The organism is Streptomyces filipinensis (genome assembly GCF_014649495.1).
Lineage (GTDB): Bacteria > Actinomycetota > Actinomycetes > Streptomycetales > Streptomycetaceae > Streptomyces > Streptomyces filipinensis.
In genome coordinates, this window is record NZ_BMTD01000002.1 from 158,323 (window position 1) to 171,100 (window position 12,778).

Sequence of the window (12,778 nt, forward strand, 5' to 3'; positions counted from 1 at the left end):
TCGTTCGGCGGGCGGTTCGGCGGTACGTACGGCGGGAGGGCACCGGGCCGGGCGGGGACGGGGCGGCGGGGCGGTCCTTCCAGTGTGCCCCGCGCGCGGTGCCGTCCCGTACGGCGCCGGCCGGTCAGGGCGTGGGACGCCAGTGTTCGGCCAGGTCACCCCAGAGGTAGGCGCTGGTCTCGACGCCCTTGAGGAGGAGGTCCAGCTCGACCTTCTCGTCGGGGGCGTGCCAGCCGTCGGAGGGTACGGAGATGCCCAGGAAGAGGACCGGGGCGCCGAGGACTTCCTGGAGGTCGGCGGCGGGTCCCGAGCCGCCTTCGCGGGTGAAGCGGACCGGCTTCTCGAAGGCGCGGCCCATGGCGCGGGCCACGGACCGCAGCGCGGGATGGTCGAGCGGGGTCAGGCACGGGCGGGTGGCCGAGCCGAAGCTGATCTCGTGCCAGATCCCGGCGGGCACCTGGGCCTCGGCCCAGGCGCGGACGGCCTTTTCGAGGTGGTCGGGGTCCTGGCCGGCGACCAGCCGGAAGGACAGCTTGACCATGGCCGAGGACGGGATGATCGTCTTGCTGCCGGGGCCCTGGTAGCCGCCGCCGATGCCGTTGACCTCGGCGGTCGGGCGGGCCCAGATCCGTTCGAGGGTGCTGTATCCGGCCTCGCCGTGGGTGGCGTGGGACTTGGCGGTGGCCAGCCAGCGGTCCTCGTCGAAGGGCAGCTCGGCGAACAGTTCGCGTTCGCGGTCGGTGAGCTCGACGATGCCGTCGTAGAAGCCGGGGATCGCCACGCGCGCGTGCTCGTCGTGCAGGGCGGCGACCAGGCGGGCGGCCGCGGTGGCCGGGTTGGGCACGGCGCCGCCGAAGGAGCCGGAGTGGATGTCCTGGTCGGGGCCGTAGAGGCGGATCTCGCACTCGGCGAGGCCGCGCATGCCGGTGCACACCGTCGGGGTGTCCTCGGACCACATGCCGGTGTCGGAGACGATCACGGCGTCGGCGGCGAGCCGCTGCGCGTGTGCTTCGACTAGCGCACGGAAGTGCGGGGAGCCGGATTCCTCCTCGCCCTCGATCAACAGCTTCAGGTGGACCGCGGGGGCGGTGCGGCCGGTGGCGGCGAGGTGGGCGCGGACGCCGAGTGTGTGGAAGAACACCTGGCCCTTGTCGTCGGCGGCCCCGCGCGCGTACAGCCGGTTCCCGCGGACGACCGGCTCGAAGGGGTCGCTGTTCCAGCCGTCCTCGCGGGCGGCGGGCTGCACGTCGTGGTGGCCGTAGACGAGGACGGTCGGTGCGTCGGGGTCGTCGGACGGCCATTCGGCGAAGACGGCCGGGGCGCCGGGGGTCGGCCAGACCTCGGCGGTCGGGAAGCCGGTCTCCGTCAGCTTGGCGGCGAGCCAGTCGGCGCTGCGCCGTACGTCGGGCGCGTGGTCGGGCTGGGCCGACACGGAGGGGATGCGCAGCCATGCGGTGAGGTCGTCGAGGAAGGCGGCGCGGTGCTGCTCGATGTACGTGCGGACGGCGCTGTCCGGGGTCTGGCTCATGCTCACGAGCCTATCGGCCCGTACGGACATCCTCGGCGGGCGGTTCGTCACACTCGGCCCGTCGGGTGCGCCGCTTCGGCGTCTTCCGTGAGGAGCCGTTCCAGGGCGGTCCGGTCGGGGAGGTCCCGGGGGCGTACGACCTCGCCGCTGCGCACGTACAGGAAGGCGGCCGTCACCGATTCCAGCGGTACGCCCTGCTGCTCGGCCCAGGCCAGGCGGTACACGGCGAGCTGCAGGGGGTCGGCGGTGCGGGTGCGGCTGGTCTTCCAGTCGACGATCTCGTACGTCGCCTCGTGGCCGTCGTCCAGCTGGTAGACCGCGTCGATACGGCCCCGGACGACGCGGCCGGCGAGGGTGAGCTGGAAGGGGGCTTCGACCCGGTAGGGGGTGCGCCGGGCGTACTCGCTGCGTTCGAAGGCCTCCTTGAGGGCTTCCAGGTCGTGTTCGTCGGCGATCTCGGCGTCGCTGCCGGGCAGCTCGTCCGGTTCCAGCAGGGGCAGTGTCAGTTCCTCGAAGCGGGCTTCGACCCAGGCGTGGAACCGGGTGCCCCGGCGTGCGGCCGGTTGCGGGGGGCGTGGCATGGGGCGCGCGAGTTCCTGCGCGAACCCGTCCGGGTCCTCGGCCAGGCGCAGCAGCTGGGACGCGGTGAGCGTGACGGGCAGCGGGACGTCGGTGACGGCCTGCCGGGCCCGCAGCAGCTCTCCGGTGAGCGCGTCCAGGTCACGGTCCCAGGAGGCGAGGGTGCGGGCTTCCTCGGGGGTGAGGCCGGGGTCGTGCCGCGGCTCGGCGGGGCGGGGGTGGCGCGGCGGGGCGGGTGCCTGCCGCGGGACCGTCGGCCGGCGGGTGCTCCAGGCGTCCCGGTCGGCGGGGGCGGGGGTGTCGGAGGCGGGGGTGTCCGCGTCGTACGGCGCCTCCCTGTCGTCAGGAGCGTCCGTGTCGTGCGGGAAGTCCCCGCCGGGCTCGCCGTAGGGGACGTCGTCACCGTCGTGGGGGAAGCCGTCCCCGAAGGGGGACTCCTCCCCGCCGTGGTCGTGGTCGTGGGGGAGGCCCCCGTCGTACGGCTCCTCGGCGTAGGGGTCGTCCTCCGGGGGTGGGGGCCAGTCCGGGTCGTCGACGGCGGCGGGGTCGTGCGTGGCCTGCGGGTGGCCGGTGTCCTGGGCGGCGAGGGCGTCCAGGTGGGCGAGGACGGTGTCGGCGGCCGCTCGGCGGCGGGCCAGAGCGGCGTCGTCCAGCGGGAGCGGCCACACCTGGTCGGCGCCGGCCGTGTGCAGGGCGGGGTTCTCCTCGTCCTCGGCGGGCTCGTCGGCCCACGCCTCGATCTCGCCGTGGCCGGCGGCGCAGTGGTCGTACAGGGCCTGGAGGAAGTCGGAGGGGCCGCGCGGCTTCTTCTGGCTGGGCCCCCACCAGTGGCCGGAGCCGAGCAGGAGGGAGCGGGGGCGCGTGAAGGTGACGTAGCCGAGGCGCAGCTCCTCGGTGTGCTGGTGCTCCTTCATGGCCTCGTGGAAGGCCTTCATGCCGCGCGCGTCCCAGCTGTCGGCGTCGGGCAGGGTGTCCGCGTCGCCGCGCAGCGCGTGCGGCACCACCTTGGCCTGCGCGGTCCACTTCTCGCGGCCCTGAGCGCTGGGGAAGGTGCCCTTGACCAGTCCGGGGACGGCCACGACGTCCCACTCCAGGCCCTTGGACTTGTGGGCGGTGAGCACCTTGACCGTGTTCTCGCCGCCGGGCAGGGCGTTGTCGAGGCCCTTCTCGTACTGCGCGGCGGTGCGCAGGAAGCCGAGGAAGGCCAGCAGGGTCGCTTCCGCGTCGCTCGCCGCGAAGGAGGCGGCGACGTCCAGGAAGTTGGACAGGGTCTCGCGGCGGCGGGCGGCCAGGGCGTGCGGGGACGCCGACAGCTCCACCTCCAGGCCGGTGACGGTGAGGACGCGGTGCAGGACGTCCATGAGCGGGTCGGACAGCGAACGGCGCAGGTCGCGCAGCTCGGTGGCCAGGCGGGCGAAGCGCACGCGCGCGTCGCGCGAGAACGGCAGCCCGTCGTCCGGGCCCTCGTCGTCCAGGGGGCCTTCGAGGAAGGTGTCCAGCGCGTCCGCGAGCGATATCACCTCGGCCGGGTCGACCCCTTCGACGGCCGCGGCGAGCCGGCGGTCCGGGTCGTCGGTGTCGTCCACGCGCGCGTGCGCGACGAGCAGGCGGGCGCGGCGGCCGAGCAACGCGAGGTCGCGGGGGCCGATGCGCCAGCGCGGGCCGGTCAGCAGGCGCACCAGGGAGGCGTTGGCGCCGGGGTCCTGCAGGACCTCGCACACGGCGACGAGGTCGGCGACCTCGGGCAGGTGCAGCAGCCCGGACAGGCCGACCACCTCGACGGGGATGTCGCGGGCCACGAGGGCGCCCTGGATCTCGGCGAAGTCGGTCGCCGTGCGGCACAGGACGGCGATCTCGCCGGGGGCCGTGCCGGTGTGCACGAGGTGCGCGAGGGACTCGGCGATCCAGTCGATCTCCTCGGCGTGGGTGCGCAGCAGGGCGCAGCGGACCGTGCCGTCGTACTCGGCGCCGGGGGCGGGGCGGAGCGCCTGCACGCCCGCGTGCATGGCGCGCAGCGGCTCGGCGAGGCGGTTGGCGAGGTCGAGGAGGCGGCCGCCGCTGCGGCGGTTCTCACTGAGCGCCTGCCGGGTGGCGGGCCGGCCGTCGGGGCGCGCGAAGTGCGCCGGGAAGTCGTCCAGGTTGGCGACGGAGGCCCCGCGCCAGCCGTAGATGGCCTGGCAGGGGTCGCCGACGGCGGTCACCGGATGCCCCGTCCCGCTGCCGAACAGGCCCGCCAGGAGGACGCGCTGGGCCACGGAGGTGTCCTGGTACTCGTCCAGGAGCACCACGCGGAACTCCTCGCGCAGCAGCCGGCCGACCTCGGGGATGCGGGCGAGGCGGGCGGACAGGGCGATCTGGTCGCCGAAGTCGAGCAGGTCGCGTTCGCGTTTGGCGGTCCGGTAGCGCCGGACGAGGTCGGCCAGCTCCCGGCGGGCGGCGGCCGTCTCGGGGACCCTGCGCAGGTCGGCGTTGGTGAGTCTGGCGTCCTGCAGGGTGTGCAGCAGGTCCGCGTCCCAGGCGCGCAGTTCGTCGGGGTCGACGAGGTGCTCGGCGAGTTCGGAGTCGAGCGCGAGCAGGTCGCTGACGAGGTCGGCGAAGGAGCGCGTGAGCGCCGGGTAGGGGCCGGGGGCCTCGCGCAGCACGCGCGCGGCGAGCTGGTAGCGGGTGGCGTCGGCGAGCAGCCGGGAGGTGGGCTCCAGGCCGAGGCGCAGGCCGTGGTCGGTCAGCAGGCGGCCGGCGAAGGAGTGGTAGGTGGAGATCACCGGCTCGCCGGGCGGGTCGGCCGGGTCGATGGCGTCCGGATCGGTGACGCCGGCCTGGACCAGCGCCTTGCGGACGCGTTCGGCGAGCTCACCGGCGGCCTTGTTGGTGAAGGTCAGGCCGAGGACCTGTTCGGGGGCGACCTGGCCGGTGCCGACCAGCCAGACCACGCGGGCGGCCATCACGGTGGTCTTGCCCGACCCGGCTCCGGCCACGATCACCTGCGGGGCGGGCGGCGCGGTGATGCAAGCCGTCTGCTCCGGGGTGAACGGGATACCGAGGAGCTCTTTGAGCTGCTCGGGGTCGGTGATACGGGCGGGCATGTCGGGAAAGGCTAGCGGCGGGCACTGACAGCCGAGGACACATTGACCCCTCGTGACGGAAGAAGCGCAGGTCAGCACGTGTGGTGCTGTACGTCACCCTCGCGCCCGCCCACGTCACCCGAGCGCTCGCCCATGTTCACCCTGGCACTCGCGTAGGTCACCCGAGCGCTCGCCCACGTCCACCCGGGCACTCGCGTACGTCACCCACGCGCGCCGCCCGTACGTCACCCGTGCGCCCGGGTTCGTCATCCAGGCGCCCGGGGCCGCTCACTCGACCACGTGCCGTCCCTCGGGCCGGGCGCTGCACGAGGCGCGGAACGCGCAGTGCGTGCAGTGCTGGCCGGTGTGCGGGGCGAACCGCTCGTCGAGGACCTTGCCCGCGGCGGTGGCCAGCAGTTCGCCGACCCACTCCCCCGACAGCGGCTCCTGGGTCTGCACCTTCGGCAGGCTGTCGCCGCCGTCGCGTTTGGCGGCGCCCTGCCGGAGGTGCACCAGTTCCGCGCCGCCGGGTTCGGGGCGTACGCCGTCGTGGGTCTCGTCGACGGCGCCCTCGCGGACGGCGAGCTGGTAGACGGCGAGCTGGGGGTGGCGGGCCACCTCGGCGGCGCTGGGCGCCTGTTTGCCGGTCTTGAAGTCCACCACGTAGGCGCGCCCCTCGCCGTCCGTCTCGACGCGGTCCATCTGACCGCGGATGCGGACCTGGTAGTCGCCCGCCGCGAGGGTGACGTCGAAGTCCTGCTCGCTCGCCACCACGGTGCGCCCGGTGCGGTCCAGGACATGCCAGTTCAGGAAGCGTTCCAGCGCCACGCGCGCGTTGTCCTTCTCCTGCCGGGACTTCCAGGGCGCGTCGAAGACGAGAGCGTTCCACACCGAGTCCAGGCGTTCCATCAGCACGTCGAGGTCGGCGGGGGTACGGCCGGAGGCGACCTCGTCGGCGAGGACGTGGACGACGTTGCCGAAGCCCTGCGCGGTGGTGGCCGGGGCGTCGGCCTTCACCTCGCGGCCGAGGAACCACTGGAGCGCACAGGTGTTGGCGAGCTGGTCGAGGGCGCTGCCGGAGAGCACGACGGGCCGGTCGCGGTGGCGCAGCGGCACCTTGCTCTCGGTCGGGTCGTACATGCCCCACCACCGGTAGGGGTGCGCGGAGGGCACCAGCGGGCGGCCGTCCTCGTCGGTGAGGGCGGCGAGCCGGGCCAGGCGGCGGGCGGCGGCCTGGCGCAGGGCGGCGGACGCGCGCGGGTCGACCGTGGTGGCGCGCAGCTCGGCGACGAGCGCGGCCACGGACAGCGGGCGGCGGGGGCGTCCGGTGACGTCACGGGGCTCGACGCCGAGCTCGGTCAGGAAGCGGGACGGCTGGTCGCCGTCGTCGGCCGGTGCCTTCACCGCGGTCACGACGAGGCGTTCACGCGCGCGCGTGGCGGCGACGTAGAACAGTCGGCGCTCCTCGGCGAGCAGCGCCCCGGGGGTGAGCGGTTCGGCGAGGCCGTCGCGGCCGATGCGGTCGGCCTCCAGCAGGGAGCCGCGGCGGCGCAGGTCGGGCCACAGGCCCTCCTGGACGCCGGCGACCACGACCAGTCGCCACTCCAGGCCCTTGGAGCGGTGCGCGGTCATCAGGCGGACGGCGTCGGGACGTACCGCACGGCGCGTGAGCGTGTCGGCGGCGATGTCCTCGGCCTCGACCTCCTCCAGGAAGTTCAGCGCGCCGCGGCCTCCGGTGCGCTCCTCCGCGCGCGCGGCGGTGGCGAACAGCGCGCACACGGCGTCCAGGTCGCGGTCGGCGTTTCGGCCGGCCGCGCCGCCGCGCCGGGCGGACCGCTCCAGGCGCGCGGGCCACGGCGTGCCCTCCCACAGGTCCCACAGCGCCTCCTCGGCCGTACCGCCGCCGGCCAGGCGTTCGCGGGCCTTGCGGAGCAGCGCGCCGAGGCGCTGCGCGCCGCGCGCGTACGCCGGGTCGTGCACGGCCAGGCGCTCGGGTTCGGCGAGTGCCTGGGCGAGCAGGACGTCGGAGGGGGGCGGCAGGGGGTTGCCGGCCGCGCGCTCCTCCTCGCGCAGGGCACGTCCGAGGCGGCGCAGGTCGGCCGGGTCCATGCCGGCGAGCGGGGAGGCGAGCAGGGTGAGCGCGGTCTCGGTGTCGAGCCAGGAGGCGGCGTCCGGGGCCTGCCCGACGGCCTCTTCCGGAGCGGCGTCCGCGGTGGCCGGTTCGTCCGGCCCAGCACCCACGACGGCGGGCCTCTCCAGCCCGGCCCCCACGACGGCGGACTCCTCCAGTCCAGCACCCCCGGCAACGGACTCCTCCATCCCGGCACCCGCGGCGGAGGGCCCCTCCAGCCCGACGCCCCTGGCGGGGGGCTCCCCCAGTCCAGCACCCCCGGCAACGGACTCCTCCAGCCCAGCACCCGCGGTAGCGGACTCCGGGGTCGCGCTGTTCTTCTCGTGGGTGCCTGCCTCCGCCGTGGCCACCGCGCGCAGGGCCGCGAGCAGCGGGGCCACCGCCGGCTCGTGGCGCAGGGGCAGCTCGTCGCCGTCGATGTCGAGCGGGACGCCGGCCGCGGTGAGGGCGCGGCGCAGGGTCGGCAGGGTGCGGGATCCGGCCCGGACCAGGACGGCCATGTCGCTCCAGGCGACGCCGTCCTCCAGGTGCGCGCGGCGCAGGATGTCGGCGATGTTGTCCAGCTCCGTGCCGGACGTCGGGTACGTGTAGACCTCGACGCGGCCCCCGTCCCGTACGGCGGCCGGCTCGCGGTGGGCACGGACCGTGTCGGCGGGCAGCCGGGTCAGGGGCATGCGCCGGGTGATCAGGCGGGTGGCGGCCAGCAGGGCGGCGCCGGAGCGGCGGGAGGTGCGCAGCACCTCGACGGGCGCGGGACGGCCGTCCACGCGCGCGAAGGCCGCCGGGAAGTCGAGGATGCCGTTCACGTCGGCGCCGCGGAAGGTGTAGATCGACTGGTCGGGGTCGCCGAGGGCGATCAGGGTGCGCCCGCCGCCGGCCAGCGCGTGCAGGAGCCGTACCTGGGCGGGGTCGGTGTCCTGGTACTCGTCGACGTACACGGCGTCGTACCGGGCGGCGAGCCGTGCGGCGGTCTCCGGACGGTGGGCGAGCAGGACGGCGCGGTGGACCAGTTCCGCGTAGTCGATCACGCCCTGCATGTCGAGCACGTCGAGGTACTCGGCGAGGAAACCGGCGGCGGCCTGCCAGTCGGGGCGGCCGATGCGGCGGGCGAAGGCCTCCAGCGCGTCGGGGCCGAGGCCCAGCTCGCGGCTGCGGGCGAGGACCGCACGGACCTCGTCGGCGAAGCCGCGCGTGGTCAGGCAGGCGCGCAGTTCGTCGGGCCAGCGCACAGAGGTGAGCCCGAGCCGCTCCAGCTCCGGCTGCCCGGCGAGGAGCTCGCGGACGGTGACGTCCTGCTCGGGGCCGGAGAGCAGGCGCAGCGGCTCGGTGAACAGGCCGCTGTCCTGGTGGGCGCGCACCAGGGCGTAGCAGTACGAGTGGAACGTGGTCGCCCGGGGCGCGCGGGCGGCGCCGATGCGCAGGGCCATGCGGTCGCGCAGGTCGACGGCGGCCTTGCGGCTGAACGTCAGCACCAGGATGCGCTCGGGGTCGGCGCCCCGGGCGATCCGCGCGGCCACGGACTCGACCAGGGTGGTGGTCTTGCCGGTGCCGGGACCGGCGAGGACGAGCAGGGGTCCGGCGCGGTGATCAACCACGGCGCGCTGTGCCGCGTCCAGAGGAGGGGGGTCCACGGCGGCCGGCGGCGTCCGGACCAGTCGGTAAGCGCCACGGCCCTGCTGCCGCACCGGGAGGTGCGGCAGGCGCCTGGTGGAGGAGGAGGAGCTCACGTGATCGGCCGGTCCTGGTGGTCGTACTGGTGGGCGGGCGGTCACGCGTGCGAGGCGGTGGCCGCGGGATGAGGGGGACGTGTGCAGCCGACGCTACGCCGCCGCACCGGACGGAAGCAGGGCTTCGGCTCCTTCCCTCACGGCGCCGGCGTCACGCGCGTCCCTCACCTCACGAACGTACGTCATGTCACGGACGTCCCCGGTGTCACCCGTACGGGCCACGGGCTCTCCCCGGCGGCATCCGATGGCGGAAGCTGTCAGATGTGACCCTCCGCGCCCGCTCCGCCGTCCCAACGGGCCCGCCGCATGTCGAGTCGCGGCAGATGCCCTTCGGCGCTCCTGGCCGCCTGCTTCAGCGGTGTGCCCTCCGCCCGGTAGTGGTCGAGGGCGCGCAGTTCGTGGCCGGGCAGCAGCACCCCGTCGGCACGGACGACCCGCCACCACGGCACGGCGCCTCCGTAGAGGGACATCACCCGGCCGACCTGGCGCGGTCCCCCCTCCTCCAGCCACTCGGCGACGTCGCCGTACGTCATGACCCGCCCCGGCGGAATCCGCTCGGCCGCGTCGAGGACCCGCTCGGCGTACTCCGGCAGCGCGTCCGCGTACTCCCCGGGGGTGTCCTCGGCAGGGCTCTGCTCGCTCATTCGTCCATCCTGCCGCACCCCACGGACATCGCGGCGCGGACGGCGAGAAGCGGCCCTCTCGCCCCAGGACGCCGCTTCCGGCAGACTGTGCGCCCGCGCATCCGCACCCTGATGCCCGCGAGTGTCGGTGGGGCATGCCACCATCGTGCGGGCGGTGACTGGTGATACGAGACCAAGAAGAGACCATGAAGCAGCAGGGCGTGCACCCGGAGGACGGAACAGGCACCCCTGACGCCGGCGCGCGCCCCGGCACCGGTCCGCGCAAGCGCGACGGCACCGAGGACACCAGCCCGCGCAAGGACGACGGCACCGCACGCACCGGCCCGCCCGAGGACGACGCCACGCGCACGCGTGGGACGAACGCCGATGCCGGCCACAGCGGCGGCACGCGCGCGCGTGAGGACGAGGACGACGAACGCGCGCGGGACGACGGCCACGAGACCGAGGGGGCGCACGTCCCGGAGAACACGCCCCGAGACCTCGGTCCCGGCGCAGACGACGACCCGCACGCCGAGGCCGTGGAGGGCGACGAACCACTGCTCCCCGCGCGCGTGCACCGCCCCTCCGACCTCATGCGGCTCCTGGTGGGCCTGCTCGCAATCGTGGTGCTGCTCGCGATCGCCGCGTTCGCGCACGGCACCACCTCGGGCCTCGAACAGGACATCAACAAGGGCACCGGGCAGGCCCCCGACCTGCTGATCAGGTTCGCGGGTCTGGCGTCCAGCATCGCGATCCTGCTGGTGCCGGTCGCCTTCGCGATCGAACGGCTGATCAAACGCGACGGGTTGCGCATCGCCGACGGCGTCCTCGCGGCCGTCCTCGCCCACGGGGTGACCCTCGCGACCGACCTGTGGGTCGCCCGGGCCGCCCCGGACTCGATCCAGGAGGCGCTCACCCAGCCCTCGCCGGGCGACATCCACGCCCTGACCGACCCGGTGCACGGCTATCTGGCCCCCGTCATCGCCTACATGACGGCCGTCGGCATGTCCCGCAGACCGAGATGGCGCGCGGTGCTGTGGATCGTGCTGCTGCTCGACGCGTTCTCGATGCTCGTCACCGGCTACACGACACCGTTCTCGATCATCCTGACCGTGCTGATCGGCTGGACCATCGCCTACGGCACGCTGTACGCGGTCGGCTCCCCCAACGTCCGGCCCACCGGACAGACGCTGATGGCGGGCCTGAGGCACGTGGGCTTCCACCCCGTCAGCGCGGCCCGCGAGGAGGTCGTGGAGACGGAGAGCGGCGACCGCGGCCGGCGCTACTTCGTCACCCTGGAGGACGGTCCGCCGCTGGACGTCACGGTCGTCGACCGCGAACAGCAGGCCCAGGGCTTCTTCTACCGCGCGTGGCGCAATCTGACCCTGCGCGGTTTCGCCACCCGGTCCAGCCTGCAGTCGCTGCGCCAGGCGCTGGAACAGGAGGCACTGCTGGCGTACGCGGCGATCGCGGCCGGCGCCCACGCGCCCAAGCTCATCGCCACCTCCGAGCTCGGCCCCGACGCCGTCATGCTCGTCTACGAGCACACCGGCGGGCGCACGCTGGACTCGCTGGCCGACGCGGAGATCACCGACGAACTGCTGCGCCACACCTGGCACCAGGTGCGGGCGCTGCAGTCGCGGCGCATCGCGCACCGCAGGCTCGCGGGTGACGCGATTCTGGTGGATCGTTCCGGCAAGGTGATCCTGACCGAGCTGCGCGGCGGTGAGATCGCGGCCGGCGAGCTGCTGCTGCGCATGGACGTGGCCCAGCTGGTCACCACGCTCGGTCTGCGGGTCGGGGCCGAGCGGGCGGTGGCCTCGGCGGTCGGGGTGCTCGGGCCCGACGCGGTCGCCGACTGCCTGCCGATGCTGCAGCCGATCGCGCTGACGCGCTCCACGCGCGCGACCCTGCGCCGGCTGGCCCGGGAGCGCGCCCAGCGCGAACGGGAAGCGGTCCTGGAGGCGTCCCGACAGACCAAGCAGGCCCGTCTGGAGGAGGCTTCCGGGACGGACGGGGTCGTCCTCGAAAAGCCCGACAAGAAGACGGTCCGCGCCGAGCAGCGCGCGGAGCGGCGGGCGATAGACGAAGCCCTGGACGAGGCCCGCGAGGAGGACCTGCTCACCCAGATCCGGCACGAGGTGCTGCGGATCAGGCCGCAGGCCCCGGTGGAGCCGGCCCGGCTGGAGCGGGTGCGGCCGCGCACGCTCATCAGCTTCATCGCGGGTGCGATCGGCGCGTACTACCTGCTGACACAGCTCACCCACATCGAGTTCGGCACGCTGTTCGCGCAGGCCCAGTGGGGCTGGGTGATCGCCGCGGTGGCGTTCTCCGCGCTCAGCTACGTCGCCGCGGCGATGGCGCTGCTGGGGTTCGTGCCGGAGCGGGTGCCGTTCCTGAGGACGGTGGCGGCACAGGTCGCCGGGTCCTTCGTGAAGATCGTGGCGCCGGCCGCGGTCGGCGGTGTCGCGCTGAACACGCGCTTCCTGCAGCGCGCCGGCGTACGCGCCGGTCTCGCGGTGGCCAGCGTCGGCGCGTCGCAGCTGTTCGGGCTCGGCTGCCACATCCTGATGCTGCTGTCCTTCGGCTATCTGACCGGCACCGAGAAGACACCGTCGCTGTCGCCGTCCCGTACGGTCATCGCGGGCCTGCTGACCGTGGCGGTACTGGTGCTCGTGGTGACCTCGGTGCCGTTCCTGCGGAAATTCGTCGTCACGCGCGTGAGGTCGCTGTTCGCCGGTGTCGTACCGCGCATGCTCGACGTGCTGCAGCGGCCGCAGAAGCTGGTCACCGGCATCGGCGGCATGCTCCTGCTGACGGCGTGTTTCGTGATGTGCCTGGACGCCTCCGTCCGGGCGTTCGGCGGCGGCTCGGCCTCGCTGAGCATCGCCAGCGTCGCCGTCGTCTTCCTCGCCGGCAACGCGCTCGGGTCCGCGGCGCCCACCCCGGGCGGCGTGGGCGCGGTGGAGGCGAGCCTCACGCTCGGCCTGATCGCGTTCGGCCTGCCCAAGGAGGTCGCCGCACCGGCCGTCCTGCTGTACCGCCTGCTGACGCTGTGGCTGCCGGTGCTGCCGGGGTGGCTGGCCTTCAACCACCTCACCCGCAAGGGAGCCCTGTAAGACCCGGAG

At 74.4% G+C, this 12,778-nt stretch carries 5 protein-coding genes; 1 reads left to right on the top strand and 4 read right to left on the bottom strand.

What is annotated here, in order from left to right; translation table 11 throughout:
- Positions 1 to 124: 124 nt before the first annotated feature.
- The 4 genes from IE244_RS05785 to IE244_RS05800 all read right to left on the bottom strand — a co-directional run bounded on the left by IE244_RS05785 (position 125) and on the right by IE244_RS05800 (position 9,671).
- Complete coding sequence (locus IE244_RS05785) at positions 125 to 1,528, bottom strand: dipeptidase (protein WP_191871550.1); 1,404 nt, start codon at positions 1,526 to 1,528, stop codon at positions 125 to 127.
- Positions 1,529 to 1,575: 47 nt separating this feature from the next.
- Positions 1,576 to 5,190 carry an ATP-dependent helicase gene (locus IE244_RS05790; RefSeq protein WP_191871551.1) on the bottom strand — a complete coding sequence of 1,205 codons (3,615 nt, stop codon included), beginning with the start codon at positions 5,188 to 5,190 and terminating at the stop codon, positions 1,576 to 1,578.
- A gap of 267 nt (positions 5,191 to 5,457) precedes the next feature.
- Positions 5,458 to 9,027 carry an ATP-dependent helicase gene (locus IE244_RS05795; protein ID WP_191871552.1) on the bottom strand — a complete coding sequence of 1,190 codons (3,570 nt, stop codon included), beginning with the start codon at positions 9,025 to 9,027 and terminating at the stop codon, positions 5,458 to 5,460.
- A 257-nt stretch (positions 9,028 to 9,284) separates the two neighbouring features.
- Positions 9,285 to 9,671: an MGMT family protein gene (locus IE244_RS05800; protein ID WP_191871553.1), complete on the bottom strand. Its 387-nt coding sequence runs from the start codon at positions 9,669 to 9,671 to the stop codon at positions 9,285 to 9,287.
- Between the two features lie 185 nt (positions 9,672 to 9,856).
- Here IE244_RS05800 and IE244_RS05805 point away from each other — a divergent pair, with 185 nt between their 5' ends.
- Positions 9,857 to 12,769 carry a lysylphosphatidylglycerol synthase domain-containing protein gene (locus IE244_RS05805; RefSeq protein WP_191871554.1) on the top strand — a complete coding sequence of 971 codons (2,913 nt, stop codon included), beginning with the start codon at positions 9,857 to 9,859 and terminating at the stop codon, positions 12,767 to 12,769.
- The last annotated feature ends 9 nt before the right edge of the window (positions 12,770 to 12,778 follow it).

Bases quoted from the DNA above. Each gene is read 5' to 3' on its own strand.
- IE244_RS05790 (WP_191871551.1), bottom strand. From the start codon at position 5,190: ATGCCCGCCCGTATCACCGACCCCGAGCAGCTCAAAGAGCTCCTCGGT.
- IE244_RS05805 (WP_191871554.1), top strand. From the start codon at position 9,857: ATGAAGCAGCAGGGCGTGCACCCGGAGGACGGAACAGGCACCCCTGAC.
- IE244_RS05800 (WP_191871553.1), bottom strand. From the start codon at position 9,671: ATGAGCGAGCAGAGCCCTGCCGAGGACACCCCCGGGGAGTACGCGGAC.
- IE244_RS05785 (WP_191871550.1), bottom strand. From the start codon at position 1,528: ATGAGCCAGACCCCGGACAGCGCCGTCCGCACGTACATCGAGCAGCAC.